Consider the following 25,821-nt stretch of genomic DNA (forward strand, 5'->3'; position numbering starts at 1 on the left):
CGGTAATCATTGTGATTACCGTTTCTTTATTGATTAAAAAGGTGAGTGCCAAGCAAACTGAGGAGAAGTACCGGTATACACAGCATAGGATTGACCTGATACCCATGCCCAATTTTGATTACCGTAGTCATAATGCCACCATTCTTCACTATAATTCGTAAAGCCATGTCGTGTCATAATGTCGTATAGTAGTTGTCGGTTTTTTCTTATAACATTTAATGGATCATTAAAATAAGTTGTTTGGGCACGAACACTTGCTTCATCAAAGGGCGTACCCATATTGAGCAAACGGCCAACAGAATCGATAATAGTCAAATCAACACTACCGCCTGTATTATGAGGAGACGGCTTCAACAAGTTAGTAGAGGGTAATGCAACAATTTTAAGCGTCAATTGTTGTAACTCATTAACAGTCATGTTTGGATTTTGTTGCCGATAGCGTTCGTAGAGTATATCAAATAAAGCCTGTTGTGTTTTTATATCACGCCAAGCATCATAAATTAAGAACTTATAGCCAGAAGGTAAATCATTACTTGCTGTAATTAATTTTTCATAAACTCCTTGTCTGAGATATAGTTCGGGTATGGCACCTGGTAATTTTTGCAAGAAGTATTGTGGACTAATCTGTATTTTTTCTGGAAAAAAATTAATTGGCACAAGATCTTCTTCAAGTGGTTTGATAGGTACATTTTTAACCGCTAACCAGTCCCATTCAGTTGTTTTTGTAAACGCTTTCATAATGTCATTTTATCATGTTTAAACATTTATTTCACTAGTTCTGCACCGTTTCTTCATCACACGTTACTTGCTGATATTTAAGGATAGAAAAGAGAGGGGATTGTGGTATAATGAACGAGTATGTACTAGTAATTTATTGTCAGATAATGTGTCAGTTACCAAATAATTATAAAGTTAATCAAAGGAGCTTTTATCATGAAAGGCATTATTTTAGCGGGTGGTTCAGGTACAAGGTTATACCCTATAACAAAGTCGACTTCTAAACAATTGGTCCCAATTTATGATAAACCTATGATTTATTATCCCATGTCTGTTCTAATGTTAGCAGGTATCAAAGATTTTTTGATTATTTCAACTCCAGAGTACACGAACCAATTTGAACAACTTTTTAATGATGGTAGTGACTTGGGCTTAAACATTCAATATAAAGTACAGCCTCAGCCGAACGGATTGGCAGAGGCATTTATACTTGGTGAAGAATTTATTGGGGATGACTCAGTTGCACTGATACTTGGTGATAATATTTTTTACGGGGCAAACTTATCAGAAATGCTACAAGCTGCTGCTGCCAAAAAAAATGGTGCAACAGTTTTCGGTTACCAAGTACGCGACCCAGAACGTTTTGGTGTAGTTGCATTTGATGAAAATCAGAAAGCAGTTTCTATTGTTGAAAAACCGGAACAACCAAAAAGTAATTATGCGGTAACAGGTCTTTATTTTTATGATAATGATGTCATTAATATTGCTAAGTCAATTTCACCTTCAGAACGTGGTGAACTAGAAATTTCAGATGTTAATCAAGCATATTTGGATCGTGGTGATCTTGATGTACAAGTCATGGGCCGGGGCTTTGCTTGGCTAGATACTGGTACACATGATTCTTTATTGGAAGCATCGAGTTTTATTGCAACAATACAAAAACAGCAGAATTTAAAGGTTGCTTCTTTAGAAGAAATAGCATACCGCATGGGATATATTACATTAACGCAATTAGAAGCATTAGCACAACCATTGAAAAAAAATGATTACGGCCAATATCTGTTGCGCTTAGTTGCTACTGAACGGTAACAATCACATAACGACTTATAAAACTATCGCATAGCGAACCACTTTACTAGTAATATGAGTGAAGTGGTTCGACTTTGGTTTATAGGTTACAGAATTGTTCATTTTAAATTATCAGGTTTTCCTGAGTACATAAAAAGAGCGTCAATTAATGAAAGGCTTTTTAATATAGATGATTGAAAATATCAAAAAAATTGCTGCCGATGAAAGAATCCGTTTTTTAGTCGTTGGAGGTTTTAATACAGCGTTTGGATTTCTTATATTTACCAGCATTACACTTATGCTGAAACATGTGCCACATGGTTATATGATTGGTTTAATTGTTTCTCAATTCGTTTCCAATTTTGTTGCCTTCTATTTACATCGTAAAGTGACTTTTAAGGCTAAGGGACACGCAATGACTGACTTTATTAGGTTTACGATGGTTAATGCAGTGAGCTATTTAATTAATTTAATAGTCTTACCGCTCTTGGTCAACGTCACTCATATGAATCCGCTTATTGCACAATTCCTAATTTTGCTCGTTACAACCATGATTAGTTTCGTTGGTCATAAATTCTTTTCATTTAGGAGAACAAAATAATGCTAGATGTATCCGTTGTTATTCCCGTATATAAAGGTAGGCCGTTTATTGAGGAGACTGTGCTGTCTGTTTTGTCTCAGCGTGATGTAGCATTTGATTTATCTATAGCATTACAAGGTCCAGAAGATGGTACACGTGAATTATTAGCTGAAATTGCGAAAACTGATTCGCGATTAAAAATTTTTAATGCCCCAACTGGTGCAGCTAAAGAAAATTGGCAGTATGTCTCACAGCAGGCTACCGGCAAATATATTAAATTAATTCCTCAGGATGATGTTTTATTGCCTGGAACATTAAAACGTCAGTTTGATTTGCTTGAAGAAAATCCACAAGCAGTGCTAACTGCTAGCCTAAGGCAAGTCATTGATGATAAAAATACGATTTTAAAAAAATCATGGGGTCTGATGGGAATCACTAAACCAATGAGTGGTACTGCAGTGATGCGGCATGTTATTGGCTTAGGCATGAATGCTCTTGGCGAACCCGGCGGCGTCATGATGAGACGAGACGCATTTGAGCAAGGCGGTGGTTGGGATTTTTCAAATCCCTATGTTGTTGATTTAGCTTCTTATTTACATGTTCTTGCTCAAGGTGATTTTGTACCAGACAATCAAATTGGGGTTAAATTCCGTGTTAGTTCGGGGCAGTGGACAGCAGAATTACAAGATGTTCAAAGCCAGCACGTCATTAGCATGAACAAAGCGATGCATCGAGACTATCCTACAATTGTGACAAACGCCGTTTTATGGCGTGGTAATGTTATGTCTCAAGTCATGCAATTGGCTCGTTTAATGGTTTATAAAGTAAAAGGAATGAAGTGAAATGGCAGCGAAAAAATTAGCAATTGTTTTACCTGCATATAACGAAGAAGAAGTTATCGAGAAGACAACAGCACGTCTACATGGCTTGCTGTTGTCAATGATTGAAAATAAAAAGATCACATCTGACAGTTTTATTATGTATGTTGACGACGGTTCCAAGGATCGAACGTGGGAATTAGTTAATCAACTGCGTGCACAGTACGGCCAAGTACAAGGTATTCGTTTTAGTACTAATTTTGGTCATCAGAACGCACTAATTGCCGGTATGACACATTTAACAGGTACAGATGTTGATTATGTGGTTACCATTGATGCTGATTTGCAGGATGATCCGGAAGCCATTGTTGATATGGTAGATTTGGCTAACGCAGGGAAAGACATTGTCTATGGTGTACGAAATGACCGTACAACAGATACGCTCTTTAAGCGTTACACGGCGCAGGGCTTTTACAAAGTTATGAGTGCTTTGGGAGTGAATTCTATTCCAAATCATGCAGATTTTCGACTGGTTAATCAAAAAGTGCTCAAAGCATTTTCAGCATATCAAGAGCGTGAAATGTTTTTGAGAGGCATTTTCCCCTTGATTGGCTTCAATGAAGGCCGCGTGTATTACGCGCGTGCTGAGCGCGAGGCTGGCGAAACAAAATATCCATTAAGGAAAATGATACAGTTTGCGGCAACAGGGATTACTTCGTTCTCAATATCACCAATTACTTTTGTACGCAATTTGGGAATTGGTATTTTTGGTATTAGTATTTTATTTTTAATTTATATTTTCTTCGGTTGGGCTTTTGGTAAAACGTCAACTGGGTGGCCAACATTGATGGTATCAATATGGATGCTCGGTGGTTTACAGTTAGTGGCAATTGGCATTATAGGTGAATACATTGGTAAAATTTTCATGGAAGTCAAGCATCGTCCAAGATATATTATTGCAGAAGAGTTGAATGATTATGATGAACAAGCATAAGCAGAATGAATGGCCTATTACCTTTAAAAATGTTGGTCTAATTACCTTAGTCATCGTTGGTTTAAGTCTCATACCTTTAATATTTTTCCATCGTTTTTATTTTTTAGACGATACGCAGCGTGGTGCAATCGGTCAGTGGTATGAAGTCGGCAAACTATTATCACAAGGTCACTTACCTATTTTTAATGCTGCAGCGCAGGGCTCAGGTAATTACCTTGCTGAAGGTCAATGGGGGACCTTTAGCCCTTTGGTGTGGTTAATTGCTTTCACAGTTTATCATTCATCTAATTTTGTAATATTCTCAACTGTTTTTAAAATTATTTTATTAGTTGTTTTAGGTTTGGGCGCTTTCTTTTTAGCCCATTCCATGCACGTTGACAAAAAGTACGCAATTATTTACGGGTTTATCACCCCATTTGTTGGCTTTACACTTTTTGCAGGCGCAGCATCGTGGGTCACTGATTTAATGGTTTCTGCGCTATTTCCATGGTTTTGGTGGGCATTCCGTCGCTTTTTAGAAAAGAATACAGGCCCAATACTTGTTTTCCTGATTGGTTATTCCATCATAACAATAGGTTATGTGTTCGGTACGATTATGCTAATTATGACAATGCTTGGCTCATTAATCGCATTTATAATGAACAAACATTGGCAAAGCGTTAAAAAAACTGTATTGTTAGGTGTTAGTTTAGCTGCTGCGACAATAGCTGTTTATTTACCTGGTATTGCTATAGCAACAGTGACATTAAGAAATACTTCAGGCATCTTTAATAATAACTTCTTATCGCCCAATTTGTCTGATTTGTTGTTTTCGTTTTCACCAGTCGGCTACTCTGAAATGAACTCTTGGTGGACCGCAGGCGGTGTTACATACATGCCATTTATGTACATAGGTTGGCCTTTGTTATTAATCGCTTTTCTTAACTTCAAGGCTATTCGGTCGTTTATTAATAACCATAAGACTGATTTAATACAGTGGGTGGTACCGTTCTTAATAGCGTTTTTGCTGCTATTTGGCCCAGACAGTGTTGGTCCGCTACGCTTTCCAGTTCGTATGATGGCTTATTTTGGACAATTACTATTGCTAATGTTGGTGATGGTGATTTCACAAGTAGGCTTGACTTTTAATAAAGCACGTATTTGGTTCCTCACATCAATAGTTTTGCTTGGCACATATTTAGAAGTGTCCAATACACCAGCCAGATTGAAATCAGTTTTAGTTATTAATTTAATTATTGGTTTGGTAATTATTGCAATTGCTTATATAAGTAGTGGTGGCAAGAAGTTTCAGTATAAAAATCATCGGTTTAACATCAAAAAACCGGCAATTACTATCTTATCGCTAGCTATTGTTATCTCATTTTTTTCGATGATTGTTCAGCAAAGAACCATAGGCAGACAACGGGATAGTATACAGCAGCAACACATTACCTATCGATATGTTGACTATGATATGCCAGCAAAAAAAGCTGATATTTTAAATATGGCTAAAAAGTACAAAGGCAATACAGTTGTATTAGGAAATAGCAGTCATATCATTATGGGAAATGATTGGTATGTTACTGACAATGATTCAATGAATGTATATACGCCCGTTGGCTTTAAAAAGTTTAGCGACGATTTTCGTGGTGGAGATCCCACGCGCATTCCAGTAAAGCACTATAATAAGCTCTTTACACTAGATAAGACAACGCAATTACCATTGGTTGATTTGCTCAAGATTGATACGATAGCAGTTGGTAACGAAGATGATAAAAAGATTTATCAAAACCTTATCCATCGAAAAAATGTGCCTAATGGTTGGCGTTTAACGTCTTATAATCGCGATTTTGCCGTAATTCAACGTAATGTTTCGGTTGGTCAAGTTGGCAGTGTTGCTTGGAGTAGCTTAAATAGTATTAAGCAAGTTGCTAACAATAATTATCAAGTTAAAATTTATGTCCCAGCTCATGATAAAAATGAAAAGGTCGTCTTTTCACGAACTGCCTGGCCGGGTTATCATGTTATAGGGCACAGTGCTAAGTTAATCACTCCCTTACGGGGGTATTTGACTCAAATTGAGGTACCCGCATCGCACGTGCCAAAAACCATTACTTTGCGGTTTGAACCACCAATGTTAAAACCTGCATTCGTTTTAGTTGTCTTTTCTGTGGTATTTACCTTGTCTTGGTCATTAATACGCATGTTAATTAAGGTAGTTGGGAGAAACTAAATTCCGTTCCTGACGTAATTGTTAATTATATCATTTCAAGAAGAGTGTATTAAATCAAAATTATTTAATACACTTTTTGTTTTCAATGAATTAACAGTATGTCTAATGACACGTTTTTCTGTAAATTATAGTGGGGTAGCATTTTCAGTAATGGCTATATCATATAGTTCATAATCATTTCTTATTGGAAGCACTACATTAAGGTAGTGTTTTTTTGTTTGGCATGTTGATAAATCAACATCTCTGTATTTTTAATACAGTTTTATTTTCTAACTACTTGACTGCGTGGTTACCACACAGTGTACAATATAATCAACTTAACTATTCAAGAAAGGAAGCTTATGCAAAACTATTCCATTTCCGAGCTAGCTCGTATTTTTAAAATTACAAAGTATACCATTAGGCATTACGTTGATGAAGGATTACTCTCACCCGAAAAAAATTCTGTTAGCGGTTACTATACATTTTCAGAAACTGATCTTTATAGGTTATATCAAATTTTGACATTTAGAAAAATTGGCTATGCTGTTAAAGATATCAAAAAATTATTAGAACAAGATAATTTTACTGACGTTTTTAGGGTTGCTGAAGCTAAAGTTCAAGATCAAATTAATTCACTATTGGCAACTAAACGGATTATTCATACGATTATTCAGGCACAAGAAAATACAAAATTTGACAAAATTGCCTTTGCAGAAAGAGATGGTCGTTTCTTCAAACAAGTGCCAGACAATTTGTTGGCAGAGGAACAGTTAAATTTATTAGAAATTGCTAAATTTGATTCTTATCAACCAGAGAATGTATGTTATCTTATCAAAAGTAATGGCAATTATGACACATGCTTTCTTGGTAAATCAGATGACTATCATTATGTTATGCCAAAGGGAGATTATGCATATAAAAATGTATTGATTCAGGAAGAACAGGAGCTGTATAATCAAATTGAATCATTTAAAAACGATAGTTTTATAAAAAATGCCTTATCTACTGACAATAGTGTAATACTATGCTATGAAAATATTTTTAGTTCCTTAGCTTATAATCAGGCGACAGTTTTTACGTTAGAGGTTAAATTATGATTGTTGAAACACTCAGCAAACGTGACATGTTTTCAGAAGACATGCGTCAGCAACTGAGTATGCTAATTTTGGATGGTTTTGAACGTAAATTTACAGTAAAACTTTTTAACGTTAATGTTGCTAAAGACATTGCTAAATTTTTAGCGCGTTATGTCAGTGAAAATAATAACCAATTAATTATTGCACATCAAAATACTAACATTTACGGTTGCTTATTTTACTCAAGCAAAGAAGCAGGTTCCTCACTTTATGATGCAATAAAAAAATTTTACTCTGGTACGACGCGCCTTAAAGTGATTTTGTTCTTTTTGATACTAGGATACAAACCACTAAGCAATGAAACTTATATTGAGTTTCTGGTAGTCTCAAATAAATGTAGAAGGCAGGGCGTGGGCACGCAATTAATAAAATATTGTCAAAGGCAACTGTTAACCAAAAAACTAACGCTATATGTTGCTGCGGAAAATACAAGAGCCATTAAGTTATATCAAAAAAATAATTTTGTCGTTCGGAAAGTTCAACATAGCATGCTTTCCAGAATTTGTGTTAACCATGAAAAATGGTGTTTTATGGTATGGAAGAAATCAAATGAAGATTGTTACGACCGAAATGTTTAGTAATAAAGATATTGTCGAAGTCAAGGAAGCGGTTTTTAGTGAACAAGTATTGTCAGTAAATATCGTTAAGGATGCCATAAGTGGTATCAAGGGTATTTTGGGGGGCAAATCTAATAGTTACTCAGAAGAATTCAGCAAAGGCCGAGAACTAGCACTTGTAGCGTTAAAAAGCCAAGCGGCGCTTTTGTCTGCTAATATCATTATTGATGTTTGTGTGGATTATAATCAATTTGTCAATTCTGATATCATGCTAATTGTTGTCACAGCTAGAGGCACAGCTGCAGTAATAGAATAAGTACACTGGGCAATTTGATTCAGTTAGGCGTTAAATTTGCTATTTTTTAAAATTAACTTTAGGTAAAGATGTAATGAAGAAAAAAATATTTGCTGCTATTTTTATAGTGCTAGTTCTGATGATTGGAATATTTATTTTTGGTAATGATTACCAAATGTCAGAAAAAAAGGTAATGATTCATACAAAAACTAACAACTTGCCAACTATTATGACTTTTCCAAAACATGAAAAAATTAAGGGTTTTATTGTATTTGTACACGGCGACGGGGCTCAAAATGCAACGCAAGACGATGGTTACAAGCCGTTAATGGAAAGATTTGCTAAGCAGGGTTATGTCTCAATTTCTTGGGATAAACCTGGTGTTGGGAAATCAACGGGTAATTGGCTTCATCAATCGATGACTGATAGGGCAAATGAGGTGACCGAAGTTATTGACTGGGTTCATAAAGCCTATCCGAATGCAAACTATCGGATAGGCTTATGGGGCGCTAGTCAAGCCGGGTGGGTTATCCCTAAAGTAATGAAACAGGAAAATAAAATTAGCTTTGCGCTCTTGGCAGCGCCAGCCATTAATGTCATGCGACAGGGTATATATTATAACGTCTGGCAGGCAAAAAAATCGGGCGCTACGAATCAAGAAATAAACAGAATCAAAAGAAATTTTATCAACGATAGTTATTTAATTCAAAAATATAATACTTATCAGGAATACAAAATGCATGGGGGTAGTGAAAAGATTAGTGCAGACAGATATCGCTTTGTTCGTAAACTGTTGAATGAAGATGCCACTGCCGATTTATCTCAAGTTCATGGGAAGATAGGTCTCGTCTTAGCTGCAAAAGATAAAAATGTTGATTCAGTGGAAACAAAAAATGTTTATTCAAAAGTGATAGACGCTAAACAACTTAGGATAAAAACGATTCCCAATGTTGAACATCGAATGATCAATCCTGATATAGCTAATTCAGATTTTTTAATTAATCTCGTGGGTGTGATACTGCCTAAATACTATTTAATTGATAAAAATTATCTAGATTATTGTGAAACCTTTGTGTCACAGCTATCATCTTGATCATATTAAATCGAATTAAAATTTTTGTCACCAATCAATGACGCCAAGTTATAAAAATAGGAATAGGAGTAATAATGATACGTGCTGTTACATTAAAAGATCTCAATAAAATTCATCAAATAAATAGAGATGAATTAGGTTATGATTATCCGTTAGACAAATCTTTAAATCAATTACGTAAAATTTTAAATGATCCAAACCATCATTTTTTAGCACTATATCAGAATGATTTTGATCATAAAATTCTTGGTTATGTTCATGCTGAAATTTATGAAGAGATATACGCTGATCCAAGCCTCAATGTCCTTGCCTTAGCCGTATCATCAGATAGTCAAAAATCTGGGATAGGCACGCAGCTTATGGGATGGCTTGAAGATCAGGCTCTAAAAAACGGCTTGACTAACATTCGTCTAAATTCTGGCATGTCAAGAACCGCTGCTCATAATTTTTACGAGCATATTGGTTATAAGCATATTAAAGACCAAAAAAAATTTCTAAAGATACTTTTATATGAATAATCGTTAAAGCACACAATCAATCATACTGATGTTGTGTTGAATTGCAGGAGAGCGTTTAGAAGGTACTTAAAAACGTAGGTAATGCTTTCCACGTTAGTTACTTTCGATAATATATATTATGTTAACTTCAATTGGTATTGAACTTGTCAAGTGCTATTTTAACAAACGAACGAAAATTATTTGTTTAAACGTGTTATATCAATTGTTATGACGCTCTTGATCCTACTTATTTACAATTATGTTACATTGAGTATATGCGCTGTAAATTGTAATACAATTTTTTGATGGTAAATTTTAATACACATAATAACAAGACGTCAACACAAAAACAAGGCAGTTTTTTACTGTCTTTTTTATTTTTTATGCTTTTGTAATTAAAACTTAAATTACTTTATGCTGTGATAATTCGTTCATTAAATACCGTTCTCGGCGTTTTATATGCTAGTACGACTCTTGGACGCTCGTTTATGTCTTTAATCGCTCGCTGAAGACGTTTTTGCGTTAATTGGTTAAAGTTGTATCCAGATGGAAAAACACGTCTTAAATCGCGATTAAAACGCTCATTAGTGCCACGTTGTCCTGGAGATTGCGCATCAGCGTAATATAATTTCTTTTTATAAGTATTTTCTATTTGATTGATGAACATAACACTTGTGAATTCGGTACCACGGTCACAAGTTAAACTATCACATACAAGCTGAAAACGCGACATAAATGTGTCAATAGTCGTCCGAACATCTTCAGCGTTTTTACTTGTTGTTTTGATACCAACCATGAAGCGAGTTTTACGTTCCACAAAGGTAATCACAAATGACTGTGAGTCTTGTGGACTCATGACACCATCAATCTCCCAATGGCCAAAGGTACTACGACTATTTATAATTTCAGGTCTGAAACGGATACTTCTTTTTTCTATCGCAACTCTGGTTTTTCCTTCGTTTGCTGGTTTCAAACGTAATTTTCGTCGTCGTTTACCCTTAAGCGGTAAATCAGATACTTTAGCTTGTAGTTGGTTACTGATAACCCAGTTATAGATGGTTCGTGTAGAAATATTGAGATTTGGCACGCCTTTCGCGATTTGATCTGGTGACCAATGTTTTTTGATGATTAAATCGTCAATGATCTTCCTTCGACGAGGTGTTAATTTACTTGCTTTTTTATGCTTGATTTGAGCAAATACTTGAGCTCTTTTTTCAGCCTGATGTGGTTCGTACGTGTGCCTAAGAACAGTTTTTTTACCACGCCACAGTACGACCCGAGCATTACGCTGTAATTCAAGCGTAATAGCGGCCCGTGAACGATGTAAACGTCTAGCAATCTCACTATTAGACAAGCCTGCATCTATAAAATTTTTAATTTGCAGTCTTTCTTCGAAATCAATCCTCTTGTATGTTGATGGCATTCATTGTCTCCCCTGTATTCAGTAAATGTCGAATGGTGTAGGCTAGCCGTTACACAAATCAGAATGATGATATGAAAATAAACAAATATGTTATGAGTATAAGATGATGTATTGATACATGTGAACATAAGTATGTTATGAGTATAAGATGATGTATTGATACATGCGAACATGAGTATGTTATGAGTATAAGATGTTGTAATGATGCATACGGGCATTTAGGTGAAAAAGCTTACTACTTTGGGATCAAACCTATATCTGTTCAAAACGGTTGGTGTATCTGCTAATTTTTCACGTTATTCAATCTTTCTTATTATCACACGCTGAATAGGCCTACGGCATAATATAAGCACGGTGGTTATTCTAAAAGATGTTGTTTTTGCTCGATTAAAAAGCGTTATTGATTAAAATAACGCTTTTTATGTTGCACACTTAATCTGGCTGTTGCCCATCATGGGCTAGCCATTGACAATCAGTCATTTCAAAATTTGTAAATATTGACTGAAATGATGAATTTTCAGGCGAACAAGCATAAATGCCAAAAGCTATTTCGTCGTCATCTTCTAACATATGAAATATTCTCATCTGTGTGAAATGATTACCATCAAAAGAACTCTCAATCAAATAGTCATTGTTTCTTCGGCTCATTCTATACCAAACCTCATAAATATCGCCTGCTACATTTGTTGTTGCCCAATCTGAGTAACCTTGATTAGTCACAACGCTTCCCAAGTGTTGCGTGACACCATCATCAAATTCTACTGCTGCCTTAAACCAATTTTGACTGTTCAAATACATGACTATCCCACATTGGTCAAAACGGTGATTACTATCAATAAAATTGGTTTTGACTGAAAAAGAAAAATACTTTTCTTTTGTACTAGTTAAAAATAATGGTGCGTTATCATTTTGAAAATGGTAGTAAGTTCGTTGCCACAAGTCTGTAAAAGGCAAAGAAACGATTTTGATATAATCATCTTTTATGTCAAATTCTTTGACATCTTGTGTCCAAGTAAAATTTTCCAACGCCAGTTTCATGAAACTACTCTCCTTTTTATTACAACCATAAAATTAACGTGAGAACTGATGTTGCTTGTATTATACAGATGATAAGCATTATTGTCCTATGGCACTCGAATATAGTGTAACATTAGTCATTAAAACGGGCGCTCCAAGAAATTTTCGCAAATTATTGGAGCGCCTATTATTGTTACTTATTAATATTACTGTGATTGGATATACCAGATAATTAAATAAGGTGGGTACCCTTATCCACGTAAATTGTGTCTCCAACGATGCCACTAGCAAAGGGACTTAATAAGAAAGCCGCCGCATTGCCGACCTCTTCAATTGTAACGCCAACCCCATCAACAGTACGTTCGTCTGATATTTTAATTAAATCACCATGATTTTTAACACCAGTAACTGCTAATGTTTTAACTGCGCCAGCGGAAATAGCATTGACGCGAATAGCCTTATCAGCCAAATCACGTGCTAAGTATCGCACTGCTGATTCAAGCCCTGCCTTAGCAATTCCCATAACGTTGTAATTAGGTATTGCTCTTTCAGAACCCATATAAGTGAGTGTTACGATGGCACCATTTTCATTCATGATTTCATGACCATATTTAGCCGCAGCGATTAAGGAATAGACGCTGATATTTTGGGCTAATGAAAAGCTATCTAAAGTACCGTCGGTCACTTTATTGTCTAAATCACTCTTTTCAGCATAAGCGATGGCATGTACAATACCATCCACTTTACCAACTTTTTCAGCGATATTTGCAAAAGCAATTTCTATGTTTTCTGGCTTAGCAACATCACACTCAACTTTTAAAACTGAATCATCAACAAATCTATCTAGGCTGCGTTTCATTCGATCATTTTGATAAGTCAAAATGACTTGCCCCCCCTGATTAATAATTGCTTGCATACATCCAAAAGCCAAACTACTTTTATTTGCTACACCCATAATAATAATTTTTTTGTTATCTAACAGTCCCATACTTCGCGTACCTCAAATTTATATTTTATTAAACTATGCTCTAATTTAGTAAAATTGTCAACGAAACAATCTTAAAAGTAAGAATTAGTCTTAAGATTCTTCACCATGCTCTTGTGAAAGCAATCAAACAAATCGTGACATCAGGTTTAATCAATTAGGTAATAAATCGCCCAGTATCATCAAAATGATGCTTGAACGATCATTTTCAGCATTACAAGTCGAAGTGTTTAGTAGTAGTCTATAATTGCGTTGTGCTCTCACTTTACACATAAAATGTGTCATTTAAAATTGATATAATAGTAGCTGTGACTTACAATCTAAATATTATGAGCACTGAGGAGGCACTATGAATAAAGTTGTTAAATTACAATTTGTGACGAAAGCTGATTTGAAACAATGGTGGGAAAAAAGTTACGGTCCTGAAGCAGACCTAAAGTGGATGCAATTCAACGGGCCCTACTTTCAAGATCCCGTTCTAACTTGGGAAGCATTTTATGACCATCATCTGACAAGGTCAGTCAATAATCCGATGCGCAAACTGATCATCTATAATGGCACCATTGTAGGTGAATTATCAGCTTATTGGACAGATGGTACGCTAAAACAGTGGCTAGAGCTAGGTATCGTCCTTTTTGACTCTGATAGTTGGGGGCATGGTATTGGGACGGCCGCATTTAGACTATGGATTCAGGAAATGTTTGACCTATTTAGTTATTTACCTCATGTTGGTTTTACGACATGGTCAGGCAATAAAGGTATGCAAGTATTAGGTGAGAAGGTTGGTATGACAAAAGAAGGCGTTATTAGAAATGTCAGATATTGGAAAAGTGAGTATTACGATGCGATAAAATATGGCATATTGAGAAACGAAATTAAATAGTTTTAATACATCAATCTCACTTAGACTGCCATTGTGCTATTTTGATGGACATTGAAATTAGTAACAGTTATCCAAACTACCGCACTAGCTACTATGGGCGCCAGTTTGTTATATTTTTCTATTAATTTAATGCGCTTAAATAAGTTGGCAGTAAGACATCCTCAATTATTATCTGCACATCCTTTTGTTCAAGCGAGCCTCTAATTAGTATTTGGTATCTTATCCAATCAAATGGTAATAATTTTATTTCTTCTTTGAGGTTAACATATTTGATTTCACCTCTGGCCTGAGCTCTCTGAAGAATTTGTTCAATAGCTCTAATATCAACTTCTATTCCCTCATCAAGCACCTTTTTTAAGACATCTTGTTGTTGCTGACTCGATTCAATCATTATCCCGCCTGTACTGTAAACATCAAAAGTACGTATACTAACGATAAAACGATTTAATAATTGTTCTAGGTCTTCTTTCAGTGAGTGGCCTTGCCAAACGATTTCATCCATTTGTCCACTGTTTTCTGTTTTAATCTTATATTTTATAGCCGCAACTGCTAATTCAAATGGCGTGTCCCACCTTCTGTATAGGACGGATTTACTCGTTCCAGCTAATTCAGATACATGACCAAAATTCAATTTTAAGAAACCTTCTTTTTCCAATGCTTCAAGTGTGGCTTGATAAATAGCAGTTTCTAATTCTGTGCCACGTCGACGTTTATTAACCATGATAACTCACCCTTCAAATAAGATAATTTTAGTTTCTTATTGTTTTATTTCTCTACAAGTAGTATTATATCATTTATAGTAAGATACTAATATTATCTAATAGGAGAAAATGATGGCAACAGTAAAAATACCTAAATCTACCTTAATTGTCGCATGGGTGATTGTCTTTGGCGCTATGGCTCCCTTGTTGGATGCCACTATGATGAATATCGCTATTAATAGTTTAGTCAATGATTTTCATAATTCAGTCACCACTGTTCAATGGACGATTACGTGTTATATGTTAGCTACCGGTGCAGCAGTACCTTTTTCAAGTTGGCTACTAAATAAGTATGATGGCAAATATGTTTTCTTAGTTGGTGAACTGCTATTTAGTCTAGGATCAATCTTGGCAGCGATTTCCCCGAATATTCAATTTTTAATTGGTTCTCGACTGATACAAGGATTTGCTGGTGGCTTAATTATGCCGTTACTAACCACTTTATTAGTGCAAACTGCGGGAGCCGATGTTATGGGGCAAATGATGGCTACTGTAGGATTACCTATGATAATCGGGCCATTATTAGGGCCAATTATAGGTGGCTTTATTATAAAATATCTATCTTGGCGCTGGTTATTCTGGATAAATATTCCGGTTACTATCATTTCAATTATTTTAATTATGATTAAAATGCCCCACTACCGGCCACAAAATCAAACAGCAAAACTAGACTTTATTGGGACAACACTCATTATTATCACAACAATCACCATCATTTATGGTATTGTTGCTGCTACTCAAACTGCCAGTTTTTCCAATAAAACAACACTAACTTGTCTGTCAATTGGTTTTTTGAGCATTATTCTGTACATAATATGGGCGCTTCGGCTCGGTGATAAGGCAGTTATGCCACTCGAATTATTCAGTTTTTCCTCTTTTAACGGGTCAGTTATTGGCCTATTTATTGCAGGCACAGTTCTCAATGGTGCAATGATATTGCTACCCCTATTTTTTCAAAATGTACGTGATATGACGATTACCGCGGCTGCTATATCCTTAGTACCACAAGGTATTGGTATGCTTATTTCTCGCCCTTTGACTGGCAGAATGACAGATAAGTTTGGTGCAAAATACGTCGTCGCAGTCAGTACGATAATTACCTTTATAAGCACTATGCCTTTTTATTGGATTAACCAATATACAAGTTATTGGATTATTGCTGCCTTACTGCTACTACGAGGCATAGGGACGGGTGGCATTTTAACACCATTAATGACCGATTCTTTCACAAATATGAGAAAAAAACAAATTGCTAATGCTACAGTAGGTTCACGTCTAATACAAAATATTGGTAGTGCTTTTGGTTCAGCCATTGTAACGACAGTGGTCACTGCTTTCTCAGCCAATCACGTCAAAAACTTCCAACAGCGATTAAAGGTTGGTGAATACCATATTAAACCTAATGAAATGGCTACTTTTGTCCATGAACATCTGTTAAATATCAGAGTTGAATCATTTCAAGTGGGATTTCTTGTTATTGCAATTGCGAGTCTACTTATTCTTCTCCCAACGCTACTACTGTCAAATAAAACGCAGCTAAAAAATAATAAAAGTATGTAATTCAAAGTCTGAGACATCTCATGCAAAAAGATATAAATACCCTTATAGAATATTGGTACATTGTGCTGTTAGTAGGCGCTTGGATTGCTTTTATCAGCACACTACTAACAAAAAAATATTTAAGTAGCCGTCGTTTGGGTGCTTTAAAAGTGTATGTTGCCCCAATACTACTTTTGCTTTTCGGACTTAACAAAATGACTCATTTTAAATATTTATTACCTACGATTATTCTTTTTGTATTTATGATTATACTATTTGGCTTTATTGGAGCGCATTGGTCTTACAAATTACAGCAGTTTTATTATTACAACAATAAAACCGAGATGGTTGGTGGTACTTATAGTATCTTTTTAATGCTAGCTAACATTTTTATAATGCTGCTATTAAGTTTTCATAGTTTTGTAAATCCAATAGCTTATCATTCTTTTCAGTACATGATAGTTTATGCTACTTTAGGAGGTTCGGTGAAAGGTCTTTTGATTGGCCAATCTGTTAACATGTGGTGGCATCTTAAAGCTTTAAAACTGAAAAAAAGTGATTAGTTTATTAGTTATGATAGACACAACCCAACAAATAAATTATTTACGCAAAAAAGGCAGTTATGCTATAATAAACGTATAGAAAAAGTCGCAGCATCAACTGCGACTCCTAGCAAACCCGTTTTAGACGGTGGCATCACTAATAATTCACTTAAATGATCATCAGCTGTGCGAAGCTAAGATGGTCATTTTTTTGTGCTGTTTTTGATCAACACAACAACTAAAGTAATTAACGCTAGGATAAACATCCCAAAGCTAATCATCAGCTGTAATGTATCCGGTACGGACACAAGGCCTCTCCTTTCCTAGAATCTGAGTTTACAGTTTTAACACCATAAGCACCACCTCCATTCAGGATAGCCACCATCTTAACTTGTTTGCTTTTAATAGTATATCATATATCAAAAAGGCATTCTAAAGACGTTATGGGCTCTTTAGAATGCTTTTTCTAATTTTTAAAAGCGATTCTGTAATGTATTTTTATTCACTATTAGTCTAGCAAGTGATTCAAATTATTTAATAAGCAATAAACAAAAATGAGTAATGCTACGTTACTGTACTTTCTTTAAATTTAATCTTTGGAACATGTACATTAATACATTAAATAAATAATTGAATAGTCCAAAAAAATGCCTTGTCGTGTTGCTAAAAACGTGAGATGCAATTTTTGACTTTGAATATCCAGAACCTCGTTTTCCAGTAAATGACGACGGCGGGTGGCAATGAGAACATAACCACAAATACCATACGTTAAGAATAATATATTGATTGACATGTACCATATTAGAATATCTTGTACGTGCTTGTAGTTATCTAAACTGACAATTACAAAAACAATAACGTTACTAATTAAGGTATAGCAAAACAGTGCCATAAATCCGGTATTACCAATTTTATAGAGCTCCTGACGCCGATATTCGTCTAATACCCCTTGAACACCATAAAAGCGTTTGATTATTTTTGACGTTCTCAATCAAATTAATGGTTTGCCTAGCTACGCCAACGGCCTGTGCTAACTCATATTGTGACATTTTTTTGCTTTGTGGTACATTTTGATATGGTTCATGATGCTCTCCAATGTCCTTTATATATGACTAAACATTAATCACGTGATTTGTAACTACTTTTCTGAAATGCAGTAAGACAAACTAATCTGCGATAAACATCAAAAAAAGGCAATTGCTTGCCTGTTCTCGTTCTTTTAAATTCATACTGATGGCCATTAACATAATAGTTAATCGCAAGGTTTCATATATTATTATTCATGCTTAACCTGCTTTGCCACGTGCTGCTTCTTTTCCATATGTTTAATTGCCATTTCTAACATAAATTTTTGAACTGCGTTAGGTTGTTGTTCTGCGGCAATGTGCAGGCCATTGTTGAATTCAACCATTAGGTGCCATTTATGCCCATCTACAATTTCTTTTGGTGCAGCAGTTGGTAAAAATACACCAAGTTTTACTTTCATACCAGTTGTTGTTTGAGTCAACTGATGCATGCCAATTAGTTTTGTATCAATATTTAGTGATTTCAAGTACGTTTTCCCAGCCATCACTAAGCTAACATTGTGATCTGGTGCTATGGGATACTTAATATCCGAGTCTGGACGCAGATCTAAGTAAGATGGTTCTTTATACATCCCAAAGGTTTCAATAATTGTTTGCTCCCCTTTGCTATTGGCATCGAAATAATAGTGCTCTGGGTGAATTGTTGAAGGCAAATAGAGATTATTTTTCTTAGCAAGTAACTGATTAAACATCATAAATTGCACAAGAGAAATATTTTCTGTTTCAACTTCTACAATACCTGCTTGATATTTTTGAGGATTAGGCGATGCTAAAGCTATTTCACGCCACATGTCATTGCTTTCCTCGATTTCAGATTGAAATAAGGTTAGCATTTTTTGTTTGCCAATTTTTTCTCTAGTTTCTGCTAATGCCACTTTGGCATTTTCGAGTGGCAACTGAAGTAGCGATTCCAAATCTAGTATTTGATTATCTAAAGTTATGGGAATAGCCTTTGCATCAAATATTTTAAATACATGATGATACCTTTGTAATTCAACAGCTCTAATGTCTTCTTCTGTGACAACTTGTCCATCGAATCTAAAAGTAATTTTGTAGTTTGCCATAATGAATATCTCCTATACTTTCGATTTTTTACCAATTTTGAATAACAACATACCAACAACGACATAAGCTAATAATACAGTTAATGGGTATGCAATAGCATGTCCATTAAAGAAGGCAATGTTTCTTAGTAGTGTACCAGTTGCTCCTGGTGGTAGTAATTGCCCCAGCGCTCCCCAACCAGTTGGTAACATTTCTGGTGCGGAAGCTAATCCAGATAGAGGATTGCCCAACAATATTAGCAATACGGCTGCAATACCTAGTCCTGGATTACCCAAAACTTCTAATATACCAAGTACAAAGAACCCTGTTGCAGCAATGCCTAACATAGCCCCTAATGAAGTTAAGAAATAATTGCCATCAAATGTACCAATGCCATATTGAATAACAGCAACTAATCCCAGGCCCCCAATTACCGCAAAACTAATGACTGCGGCAAATTTTTGTCTTTTACCTTTAACCATGTTAGCAATAGCAACCGCCCCAATCCAACCACCAAGAGCAATTGGTAATGCCCCGGCTGCTAAACCAGTTCCCTTGGAATCAGCCTTTGGGAAAGCCCTGACTTCAACAATCTTAGCAGTTTTAGCATTCAACTGTGCGAGCTTCTGATTTAAAGCCTTAATTGTGTTAACGTCATTTGTTTTGCCAATTATCTGATTAATTTGTGCTGACCCAATAGCCTTTTGTTGTGTTACAACACTGTTTCCGATTTGCGTTAAAGCCTGTGCCACGGCAGCCGATGCTGCGGTAGCTTCGTAGACTGTTAAGTTTCCCGAAGCATCAAGTGATATGGCGCCATAAATATCACGCTTATTAATTTGCGCTTTTGCTTGGTACGCCGTCGCATATTCACTCACTTTGAATTCTTTGTTTCGTAATGGTTTTGCCATTTTCTGAAAAGTTTCATCGTTAGTGGCAATGATACCAATTGGCACACTATTAATGCCCGAATTAACTGCTGGTAGTGAAAAAGCTGTCATCATAATCGCTAGAACTGCAGTTAAGCCAATAGTTAAAGTCAATATGAATCGCCATGTAGATTTAGGTTTCATTTGTTATCCCCTTTTGTTTTCAATAAACAAATCATAGCAAAGGAGAAAAATAAAAAGAACCAACAATTTTCGAAAAGTGTCGGTTCTTATGCGATGATTCCTTTAAACATTATTGGTAATATGTGACTGACAATACCTGAAAATTCTTCTGGCGTCTCAACAAAATCTCGTTTTATCCAATTCTGAATTAAATTAACCATAACCCCATCAATGACAGCAAACGAATAAACTTCCGGTACAGTCATACGCTCGGGTATATCAGTTTGTAATAATAATTGTTCTGAAAAATTTGAGAAACGTGAAAAAAACAAACCATCTGATTTATCGCTGTAAAATAACTTAAATAAAGCTTTCTTGTCGTAAACACGATTTATGATAGTTTCAATTCTGCCCCTCACAATGTCCTGGTCGTTTAAGCTATATACATTAACTTCAGGCAAATCTTTCGTTAGTTCAGTTAATAAATTCACCTGTAAATGCGTGATTAAGTCTTCTTTATCTAAAAAATGTGCATAAAACGTTGAACGGTTAATTTGGCTATTAATAATTAATTGGCTGACAGTTATTTGTTTATAACCAACACTTTGAAGTAATTTTAAAAATTCGCTCACGATTCTTTTTTCGACCGTATCATAAATTATTGTATTTTTATTCGTTTTCATAATTTGAGTATATCAAATGATATCTTTTTTGTTCATCATAATATTAACTATCTTGCAAGGCATGTGGCTGTCCTTCACTTGTCAAAACGATTTGAACAGCCGGTCGATTTCTCATGCGATTACTAAATAGGCTTAAATTTTCTAAGTAGGCAAAATTGTCAATTTTTCGATGAAGTATGGTAAACCACTTTCTTCGAGTAAAATATGTGGGCTAACGAGCTAGCACCAGAAGCATAAAATAGGCACATAGATGCCTCTTCATTTCTAAATATATCGAAATACCATGTCAAAAAAACTACAATACCTGCAATAAATTTGGTAAATATTTTTGAAATGTTTGCTGCTTCAAAGATAAATACTTCATTTGTTTTATCTGTCTTTTTATATTTTGATTTATCGGCGTTAAGGGTTCACAGGCACAGCATGTTACATAACCATAATATTGACCTGCTTGATTACGTTTGGTTACAACTTACCGCCGGCATAGAATGCCGGTAATATAATTTCATCAACTAAAGTCGGAATATCTGGGCCAGTTGCATTATTCACCAAAATACTATGATAGCGCAGTATTTCAAATAAAAGTAACTGCACCTGTTCACTGGGTGCTTGATCTAATTCTTGATTTTCAATAGCGTGATTGCTTATTTTCGCCATAGTAGCTAAGTTAGAGCGACGAACTTGTGACATCAAACGTTTTGCAAGTAAAGAACCCTGGCTAAACTCTTGAACACTTGCGCGAACAAATTCATTATTAACATGTGAGCCATAGTTTTCATAATAATGACCAAGTGCAATTAAATCAGAGCGCAAACTGCCAGTATTAATCGCAATATCATACGGTGGTTCGCTAAACTCATTAGCTGTAATCGCATCATGAACCAACTCAAAAACACTATCCCAACGGCGATATAACACAGTTCGGCTAGTTTTTGCTTCTCGAGCAATTTGCGCGAAAGTCGTCTTGTTATAACCATCTCTTTCTAAAATACGCAAAGTTGTTTCATAAATTGTGTTTTCGAGTTGATCTCCTCGACGTCTTTTGTCTGCCATAGCGTTATTATAACACATTTAAGATACACAATGCACCTTTTGACCCTAAAAAAGCATTGCTTAACGATTAAATTAATCGTATTCTATTTAGTGTACGTTATGTACCTAATATAAAAAGGAGTGAAGTATGTCAGAAAAAAAGATAATAAAGTCCCAAGTGCCTTAATGGCAATGGCTTGGGTTCTAGTTTTAGGGGGTCTTGCCCCCATGTTAGACGGAACAATGGTCAATATTGCTATCCCCCACTTGGTCAGTACTTTTCACACATCGCTATCTCACGTGCAGTGGATAGCAAGTGCTTACTTGCTCACCATGGGAATTGCGATTCCATTTTCAGGATGGCTATTAAACCACTTTAATGGTCGTTTGGCCTATCTATGGGCACAAATTATTTTCTTGATTGGCTCAATCGTAGCAGCATTGTCTCCTGATTTGAATTGGTTAATCGGTGCTCGAGTAGTACAAGGTTTTGGCGCTGGACTAGTTATTCCAATGCTTACAACACTACTTGTTCAGCAAGCTGGTGTCTACTTTAGAAAGTTAATGCTCATCGTTGCTTTACCAATGATGCTAGGGCCTATATTTGGACCAATTATTGGTGGCCTAATTATGAACTCAGTGTCATGGGAATGGATTTTTTGGGTGAACGTACCTGTCAGTGCATTAGCAATTATCGGTATTTTTTGGAAGTTACCTTCTATGCCTGCGCAAAATACTAAGAAACCATTTGATTTAATCGGGACTCTGCTATTCGGAGGGTTTGCTACATCTTTGATTTATGCTGTGGTTAAGGCTAATAAAACTTTATGGAATCAAGATACAAAGCCCTTTATTATATTGGGACTTGCCTTGTTTGTTGTCTATCTCATATGGGCCTATTTCCGTAAAGGAAATGCGGTTTTACCATTACATCTATTTGGTTTCAAATCATATGTTGGTGCCACGCTTGGCTTGATTTTAGCAGGCGTTGTTATGAATGGTACTTCGCTCTTGTTAACCACATATTTCCAATCGGCACGAGGATTCAGTGCTTTAAATGCTGCTTATGCATTAATTCCACAAGGTATCGGTATGTTTTTGGCTCGACCACTAACAGGAAAACTAATGGATAAGCTGGGTATGAAGAATTTAGTTTTCTGTAGTTTAGTATTAGTAGTTGGTGGTCTAGCCGCGCTAACAAAAGTAGATGAAACAACTAGTATGTGGTTAATCAGCGCCATCTTATTCATCAGTGGCATTGGGATTAATACAGTTTTCATGCCTTTAATGACAGATGCATATACTGGCATGCCAAAACAAGATGTCCCTGAAGCAACCATTGGTACCCGAATTTTTCAAAATGTCGGAGGTGCATATGGTACTTCCTTAGTGGCAATGCTAGTCGCGAGTCAATTGACTCACCTACTAACCACAAAACACATGACGTTTTCCCCACACGTCTATGCTTTAGCACTACAACACGGTTTCTTTTGGCTGGGTGTACTTGCCCTGGCAATTGTAATTCCTGGATTCTTATTGAGTGGTAAAGACAAGCATTAATAAAAGCACTTATACAAAATTATGGCTGCGTCAAATACAGCTAGATAATTGCGTATAAGTGCTTTTAAACGATAATACTGACTTAAAACATAATATTCAGAATCATTAGACGCTCTCACGAATCATCAAAGTTGACGGAATTATCAATTCTACTGGTAATTCTCGTTCGCCTACCAAGCGTTCGCGAGCTAAACGTAAGGCAGCCTTGCCCATTTCCTCAGCCTCTGGATGAACAGTAGTCAGAGACGGCGTTAAAAATCCAGCAACCTCAATATCATCAAAACTCACAATAGCAATATCTTCTGGGATTTTAAAACCAGCAGTTTGCAAACCACGATACAAGCCGATAGCAATCGGATCTGAAGCAGCAAAAATTGCAGTAGGGCGTGGGTTTTTGTTGAGAATAATTGGTACAACTTCCAATGCTTGCATAGTGTCCCAACCAACTAAAAAAGAAGATAAATTTTCTGTCAAGCCGTGGGTAGCCATCCACGTACGATAGACGCGGTGCCTGGGATCAATTCTTTCGTTAACGACCATACCGTGTTCATCGTATAACGCCACATCTGCCCCAACAAAGGCAATATTTCGGTGTCCTTTTGCAAATAAGTAGTCTAGTACCCGATAAGATTGGGCGGAAAAATCATTATGTACGGTATCGTAATTTGTTACAGGCTGATCATCGTCTACCATAACCACATGTGGGTTCAACGATTGGATTTTTGCAAGTAAAGTAGGGCTCACATTGCCAACAATAATGACTGCACCGTATTGCGATAATTGTTTCCAATTTTTTTTAGGTGCATCTAATCGAAATACCATATCAACTTTGATCTGCCAGCGCGTTGCGGCAACTTCAATGCCAGTCCTAATTGAACGAAAATATGGATCATTTAACTCGCGTTCCTCACTAAATGTACTGATTAACGCAATGGATAGTTTATCTGTGCTATGGTGAGCAGCAGTTCGGCGACCCGATTTTTTCAATTGATAATTTAATTTATTAGCCACCTCAATAACGCGTTGGCGCGTTTGTTCAGTAACTTGCAGTGTGTCATCTTGATTTAAAACACGTGACACAGTCGCAGGTGATAAGCCTGCTTGTCGAGCAACATCTCGAATACTTACCATAATTCACCTCATTGAGTATGATTATACGCTGTTTAGTAAACAAAATTCAAACAAAAAATAAGACAACACTTAAAGTATTGTCTTAAGAAGATTATTTTTGCGTATACGCATATATAATGGTGTGCGTTCGCTTTTCTCCAGCGGGCAAAAATGTATCACCTAATGCCCGTAAATTTTCACTATTTGGTGCCGTTTGTGCTTCAATAGCAACTGCTAATGATGGATGGCCATCCCCTCGATTCAGATTTTTTACGACCTGACTATCGAGTTGTCCCGCTGTAAAAATCACAGCCGCATTGCGATCTGAATAGATTGTTATTCGTCTACCAGAATGGCGATCTTCTAGGTAACCAATGGGTGTTGTCAAATCCGGTCTGACTAAAAAGACATCATCAAATCCACCTTCACTTGTCGTTTCCTGTAAACTATGGAGCGCCTGTCCAAAATCGGAATGATTTTTCAAATCAAACAAAGAGTCAGCATTGTCAATCAAACCACCAGTTGGTACCTTATCATGATTAACCGCTAAATGTTGCGTACTATTCAGCCACAAATCATGTTCTAAAACGGTCTGCTCTTCTTTATTTGCAAGATTAAAGTATGTGTGCACTGTTGGATTAAAGACACCGTCCGTGTCAAATTGTGTTCCGGTAAAGGTTATTATGACACGGTCATCGGCCGTTAGTTGATAGGTAACCGACACATCTAATGTGCCTGGAAAACCATCATCATCGGACGTCTGCTTGCGATAAAGTGTAACCGAATTATTGGACTCGTTAATTGTTACTTCAAAGAATTGTTCACCTAAACCTTGCGCACCGCCATGCAATGTATGACCATTTTCATTACTCGGAGTTGTAATCTGCTGCCCATTTTGTACCCACTGGCCATTTCTAATACGACCTGCCGTTCGACCAATCACACGATTAATATTATAATCAGCAAGTAAATTTTCTAATTTATCACTAGACAGCACCAAATTGACCCGTTCACCTGATGGTGTGGCAACTGAAAATTCTTGTAAAATGCCAGCAAAATTCAACACACCCAAACGCGTGTCGTTTTTATTCTGTAATGTATATTTGTAGACTTTTTGACCGTGATGTTGGCCAAAATCAGTGATTGTAATCATATT

Annotated in this window: 27 protein-coding genes and 1 pseudogene; 14 read left to right on the forward strand and 14 right to left on the reverse strand. The window is 36.1% G+C overall.

The genetic code is table 11. The features are described 5' to 3' along the window. Window positions 1-33: 33 nt before the first annotated feature. A complete protein-coding gene (locus tag C5L21_RS05480; protein WP_085699147.1) occupies window positions 34-738 on the reverse strand; it encodes a M15 family metallopeptidase in 705 nt (234 codons plus the stop codon). A 195-nt stretch (window positions 739-933) separates the two neighbouring features. Between C5L21_RS05480 and rfbA the strand changes: the two genes are divergently transcribed. The 10 genes from rfbA to C5L21_RS05530 all read left to right on the forward strand — a co-directional run bounded on the left by rfbA (window position 934) and on the right by C5L21_RS05530 (window position 9,970). Continuing rightward, the gene (gene rfbA / locus C5L21_RS05485; RefSeq protein WP_004908661.1) at window positions 934-1,806 is read left to right on the forward strand and encodes a glucose-1-phosphate thymidylyltransferase RfbA; all 873 of its coding nucleotides are present in this window, start codon (window positions 934-936) and stop codon (window positions 1,804-1,806) included. Window positions 1,807-1,975: 169 nt separating this feature from the next. Then, entirely contained in the window at window positions 1,976-2,386 is a 411-nt protein-coding gene (locus tag C5L21_RS05490) for a GtrA family protein (protein WP_004902755.1), read from the forward strand. Next, window positions 2,386-3,207 carry a glycosyltransferase family 2 protein gene (locus C5L21_RS05495; protein ID WP_004902753.1) on the forward strand — a complete coding sequence of 274 codons (822 nt, stop codon included), beginning with the start codon at window positions 2,386-2,388 and terminating at the stop codon, window positions 3,205-3,207. The genes C5L21_RS05490 and C5L21_RS05495 overlap by 1 nt, the downstream gene beginning before the upstream one ends. A 1-nt stretch (window position 3,208) precedes the next feature. After that, complete coding sequence (locus C5L21_RS05500; protein WP_004902752.1) at window positions 3,209-4,177, forward strand: glycosyltransferase family 2 protein; 969 nt, start codon at window positions 3,209-3,211, stop codon at window positions 4,175-4,177. Continuing rightward, window positions 4,161-6,389: a hypothetical protein gene (locus C5L21_RS05505; RefSeq protein ID WP_241652879.1), complete on the forward strand. Its 2,229-nt coding sequence runs from the start codon at window positions 4,161-4,163 to the stop codon at window positions 6,387-6,389. The genes C5L21_RS05500 and C5L21_RS05505 overlap by 17 nt, the downstream gene beginning before the upstream one ends. Window positions 6,390-6,730: 341 nt before the next feature. Continuing rightward, window positions 6,731-7,468, forward strand: coding sequence for a MerR family transcriptional regulator (locus C5L21_RS05510; protein WP_133286140.1), 738 nt, complete (start codon window positions 6,731-6,733; stop codon window positions 7,466-7,468). Next, complete coding sequence (locus C5L21_RS05515; RefSeq protein WP_133286141.1) at window positions 7,465-8,085, forward strand: GNAT family N-acetyltransferase; 621 nt, start codon at window positions 7,465-7,467, stop codon at window positions 8,083-8,085. Before C5L21_RS05510 ends, C5L21_RS05515 begins: the two co-directional genes overlap by 4 nt. Continuing rightward, a complete protein-coding gene (locus tag C5L21_RS05520; protein WP_085699142.1) occupies window positions 8,057-8,380 on the forward strand; it encodes a YbjQ family protein in 324 nt (107 codons plus the stop codon). The genes C5L21_RS05515 and C5L21_RS05520 overlap by 29 nt, the downstream gene beginning before the upstream one ends. A gap of 73 nt (window positions 8,381-8,453) precedes the next feature. Next, window positions 8,454-9,452, forward strand: a complete 999-nt coding sequence (locus tag C5L21_RS05525; protein ID WP_133286142.1) for an alpha/beta hydrolase family protein — start codon at window positions 8,454-8,456, stop codon at window positions 9,450-9,452. A 74-nt stretch (window positions 9,453-9,526) separates the two neighbouring features. Next, window positions 9,527-9,970 (forward strand): GNAT family N-acetyltransferase, encoded by a 444-nt coding sequence (locus tag C5L21_RS05530; protein WP_085699138.1) that lies wholly within the window; start codon window positions 9,527-9,529, stop codon window positions 9,968-9,970. A gap of 391 nt (window positions 9,971-10,361) precedes the next feature. Here the strand turns inward: C5L21_RS05530 and C5L21_RS05535 are convergent, their stop codons facing one another. The 3 genes from C5L21_RS05535 to fabI form a co-directional block, all read right to left on the reverse strand. Continuing rightward, complete coding sequence (locus tag C5L21_RS05535) at window positions 10,362-11,372, reverse strand: IS30 family transposase (RefSeq protein ID WP_133286143.1); 1,011 nt, start codon at window positions 11,370-11,372, stop codon at window positions 10,362-10,364. 432 nt (window positions 11,373-11,804) lie between these two features. Continuing rightward, window positions 11,805-12,410, reverse strand: coding sequence for a DUF1349 domain-containing protein (locus C5L21_RS05540; protein ID WP_133286144.1), 606 nt, complete (start codon window positions 12,408-12,410; stop codon window positions 11,805-11,807). 211 nt (window positions 12,411-12,621) lie between these two features. Next, window positions 12,622-13,377 carry an enoyl-ACP reductase FabI gene (fabI, locus tag C5L21_RS05545; protein ID WP_004902875.1) on the reverse strand — a complete coding sequence of 252 codons (756 nt, stop codon included), beginning with the start codon at window positions 13,375-13,377 and terminating at the stop codon, window positions 12,622-12,624. Between the two features lie 346 nt (window positions 13,378-13,723). Here fabI and C5L21_RS05550 point away from each other — a divergent pair, with 346 nt between their 5' ends. Beyond that, on the forward strand, window positions 13,724-14,257 hold the full coding sequence (locus C5L21_RS05550) for a GNAT family N-acetyltransferase (RefSeq protein WP_004905806.1): 534 nt from the start codon (window positions 13,724-13,726) through the stop codon (window positions 14,255-14,257). Window positions 14,258-14,378: 121 nt separating this feature from the next. Here the strand turns inward: C5L21_RS05550 and C5L21_RS05555 are convergent, their stop codons facing one another. Continuing rightward, window positions 14,379-14,978, reverse strand: coding sequence for a TetR/AcrR family transcriptional regulator (locus tag C5L21_RS05555; protein ID WP_085699086.1), 600 nt, complete (start codon window positions 14,976-14,978; stop codon window positions 14,379-14,381). Window positions 14,979-15,087: 109 nt separating this feature from the next. Between C5L21_RS05555 and C5L21_RS05560 the strand changes: the two genes are divergently transcribed. Both C5L21_RS05560 and C5L21_RS05565 read left to right on the forward strand, forming a co-directional pair. Then, on the forward strand, window positions 15,088-16,578 hold the full coding sequence (locus tag C5L21_RS05560) for an MDR family MFS transporter (RefSeq protein WP_170167812.1): 1,491 nt from the start codon (window positions 15,088-15,090) through the stop codon (window positions 16,576-16,578). 20 nt (window positions 16,579-16,598) lie between these two features. After that, on the forward strand, window positions 16,599-17,120 hold the full coding sequence (locus C5L21_RS05565; RefSeq protein ID WP_085699084.1) for a hypothetical protein: 522 nt from the start codon (window positions 16,599-16,601) through the stop codon (window positions 17,118-17,120). A 182-nt stretch (window positions 17,121-17,302) separates the two neighbouring features. Here the strand turns inward: C5L21_RS05565 and C5L21_RS09460 are convergent, their stop codons facing one another. The 7 genes and pseudogenes from C5L21_RS09460 to C5L21_RS05600 all read right to left on the reverse strand — a co-directional run bounded on the left by C5L21_RS09460 (window position 17,303) and on the right by C5L21_RS05600 (window position 22,016). Further along, a complete protein-coding gene (locus C5L21_RS09460) occupies window positions 17,303-17,407 on the reverse strand; it encodes a putative holin-like toxin (protein ID WP_186727984.1) in 105 nt (34 codons plus the stop codon). A 302-nt stretch (window positions 17,408-17,709) separates the two neighbouring features. Then, the gene (locus tag C5L21_RS05575) at window positions 17,710-18,090 is read right to left on the reverse strand and encodes a DUF3278 domain-containing protein (RefSeq protein WP_223246005.1); all 381 of its coding nucleotides are present in this window, start codon (window positions 18,088-18,090) and stop codon (window positions 17,710-17,712) included. Then, window positions 18,011-18,183 (reverse strand): annotated as a pseudogene (locus C5L21_RS05580) (helix-turn-helix transcriptional regulator). The gene C5L21_RS05575 and the pseudogene C5L21_RS05580 overlap by 80 nt, the downstream one beginning before the upstream one ends. Before the next feature lie 192 nt (window positions 18,184-18,375). Then, window positions 18,376-19,248, reverse strand: a complete 873-nt coding sequence (locus tag C5L21_RS05585) for a hypothetical protein (RefSeq protein ID WP_085699082.1) — start codon at window positions 19,246-19,248, stop codon at window positions 18,376-18,378. 12 nt (window positions 19,249-19,260) lie between these two features. Further along, the gene (locus tag C5L21_RS05590; RefSeq protein ID WP_133286145.1) at window positions 19,261-20,301 is read right to left on the reverse strand and encodes an ABC transporter permease; all 1,041 of its coding nucleotides are present in this window, start codon (window positions 20,299-20,301) and stop codon (window positions 19,261-19,263) included. Between the two features lie 86 nt (window positions 20,302-20,387). Beyond that, entirely contained in the window at window positions 20,388-20,963 is a 576-nt protein-coding gene (locus C5L21_RS05595) for a TetR/AcrR family transcriptional regulator (protein WP_012305151.1), read from the reverse strand. A 465-nt stretch (window positions 20,964-21,428) separates the two neighbouring features. Next, on the reverse strand, window positions 21,429-22,016 hold the full coding sequence (locus tag C5L21_RS05600; protein WP_085699078.1) for a TetR/AcrR family transcriptional regulator: 588 nt from the start codon (window positions 22,014-22,016) through the stop codon (window positions 21,429-21,431). A gap of 165 nt (window positions 22,017-22,181) precedes the next feature. Here C5L21_RS05600 and C5L21_RS05605 point away from each other — a divergent pair, with 165 nt between their 5' ends. Then, window positions 22,182-23,555 carry a DHA2 family efflux MFS transporter permease subunit gene (locus tag C5L21_RS05605; protein ID WP_133286146.1) on the forward strand — a complete coding sequence of 458 codons (1,374 nt, stop codon included), beginning with the start codon at window positions 22,182-22,184 and terminating at the stop codon, window positions 23,553-23,555. Between the two features lie 105 nt (window positions 23,556-23,660). On the opposite strand, the gene C5L21_RS05610 is transcribed toward C5L21_RS05605, so the two are convergent. Continuing rightward, window positions 23,661-24,686, reverse strand: a complete 1,026-nt coding sequence (locus tag C5L21_RS05610) for a LacI family DNA-binding transcriptional regulator (protein WP_004905817.1) — start codon at window positions 24,684-24,686, stop codon at window positions 23,661-23,663. Between the two features lie 91 nt (window positions 24,687-24,777). Further along, entirely contained in the window at window positions 24,778-25,818 is a 1,041-nt protein-coding gene (locus C5L21_RS05615) for an aldose epimerase family protein (RefSeq protein WP_085699076.1), read from the reverse strand. Window positions 25,819-25,821 lie beyond the last annotated feature (3 nt).

It is taken from the genome of Leuconostoc citreum (assembly GCF_004354555.1).
Lineage (GTDB): Bacteria > Bacillota > Bacilli > Lactobacillales > Lactobacillaceae > Leuconostoc > Leuconostoc citreum.

Coding starts and splice junctions, on each gene's coding strand:
- C5L21_RS05480 (WP_085699147.1), bottom strand. CDS start 738: ATGAAAGCGTTTACAAAAACAACTGAATGGGACTGGTTAGCGGTTAAA.
- rfbA (WP_004908661.1), top strand. CDS start 934: ATGAAAGGCATTATTTTAGCGGGTGGTTCAGGTACAAGGTTATACCCT.
- C5L21_RS05490 (WP_004902755.1), top strand. CDS start 1,976: ATGATTGAAAATATCAAAAAAATTGCTGCCGATGAAAGAATCCGTTTT.
- C5L21_RS05495 (WP_004902753.1), top strand. CDS start 2,386: ATGCTAGATGTATCCGTTGTTATTCCCGTATATAAAGGTAGGCCGTTT.
- C5L21_RS05500 (WP_004902752.1), top strand. CDS start 3,209: ATGGCAGCGAAAAAATTAGCAATTGTTTTACCTGCATATAACGAAGAA.
- C5L21_RS05505 (WP_241652879.1), top strand. CDS start 4,161: ATGATGAACAAGCATAAGCAGAATGAATGGCCTATTACCTTTAAAAAT.
- C5L21_RS05510 (WP_133286140.1), top strand. CDS start 6,731: ATGCAAAACTATTCCATTTCCGAGCTAGCTCGTATTTTTAAAATTACA.
- C5L21_RS05515 (WP_133286141.1), top strand. CDS start 7,465: ATGATTGTTGAAACACTCAGCAAACGTGACATGTTTTCAGAAGACATG.
- C5L21_RS05520 (WP_085699142.1), top strand. CDS start 8,057: ATGAAGATTGTTACGACCGAAATGTTTAGTAATAAAGATATTGTCGAA.
- C5L21_RS05525 (WP_133286142.1), top strand. CDS start 8,454: ATGAAGAAAAAAATATTTGCTGCTATTTTTATAGTGCTAGTTCTGATG.
- C5L21_RS05530 (WP_085699138.1), top strand. CDS start 9,527: ATGATACGTGCTGTTACATTAAAAGATCTCAATAAAATTCATCAAATA.
- C5L21_RS05535 (WP_133286143.1), bottom strand. CDS start 11,372: ATGCCATCAACATACAAGAGGATTGATTTCGAAGAAAGACTGCAAATT.
- C5L21_RS05540 (WP_133286144.1), bottom strand. CDS start 12,410: ATGAAACTGGCGTTGGAAAATTTTACTTGGACACAAGATGTCAAAGAA.
- fabI (WP_004902875.1), bottom strand. CDS start 13,377: ATGGGACTGTTAGATAACAAAAAAATTATTATTATGGGTGTAGCAAAT.
- C5L21_RS05550 (WP_004905806.1), top strand. CDS start 13,724: ATGAATAAAGTTGTTAAATTACAATTTGTGACGAAAGCTGATTTGAAA.
- C5L21_RS05555 (WP_085699086.1), bottom strand. CDS start 14,978: ATGGTTAATAAACGTCGACGTGGCACAGAATTAGAAACTGCTATTTAT.
- C5L21_RS05560 (WP_170167812.1), top strand. CDS start 15,088: ATGATGGCAACAGTAAAAATACCTAAATCTACCTTAATTGTCGCATGG.
- C5L21_RS05565 (WP_085699084.1), top strand. CDS start 16,599: ATGCAAAAAGATATAAATACCCTTATAGAATATTGGTACATTGTGCTG.
- C5L21_RS05585 (WP_085699082.1), bottom strand. CDS start 19,248: ATGGCAAACTACAAAATTACTTTTAGATTCGATGGACAAGTTGTCACA.
- C5L21_RS05590 (WP_133286145.1), bottom strand. CDS start 20,301: ATGAAACCTAAATCTACATGGCGATTCATATTGACTTTAACTATTGGC.
- C5L21_RS05595 (WP_012305151.1), bottom strand. CDS start 20,963: ATGAAAACGAATAAAAATACAATAATTTATGATACGGTCGAAAAAAGA.
- C5L21_RS05600 (WP_085699078.1), bottom strand. CDS start 22,016: ATGGCAGACAAAAGACGTCGAGGAGATCAACTCGAAAACACAATTTAT.
- C5L21_RS05605 (WP_133286146.1), top strand. CDS start 22,182: ATGGCAATGGCTTGGGTTCTAGTTTTAGGGGGTCTTGCCCCCATGTTA.
- C5L21_RS05610 (WP_004905817.1), bottom strand. CDS start 24,686: ATGGTAAGTATTCGAGATGTTGCTCGACAAGCAGGCTTATCACCTGCG.
- C5L21_RS05615 (WP_085699076.1), bottom strand. CDS start 25,818: ATGATTACAATCACTGATTTTGGCCAACATCACGGTCAAAAAGTCTAC.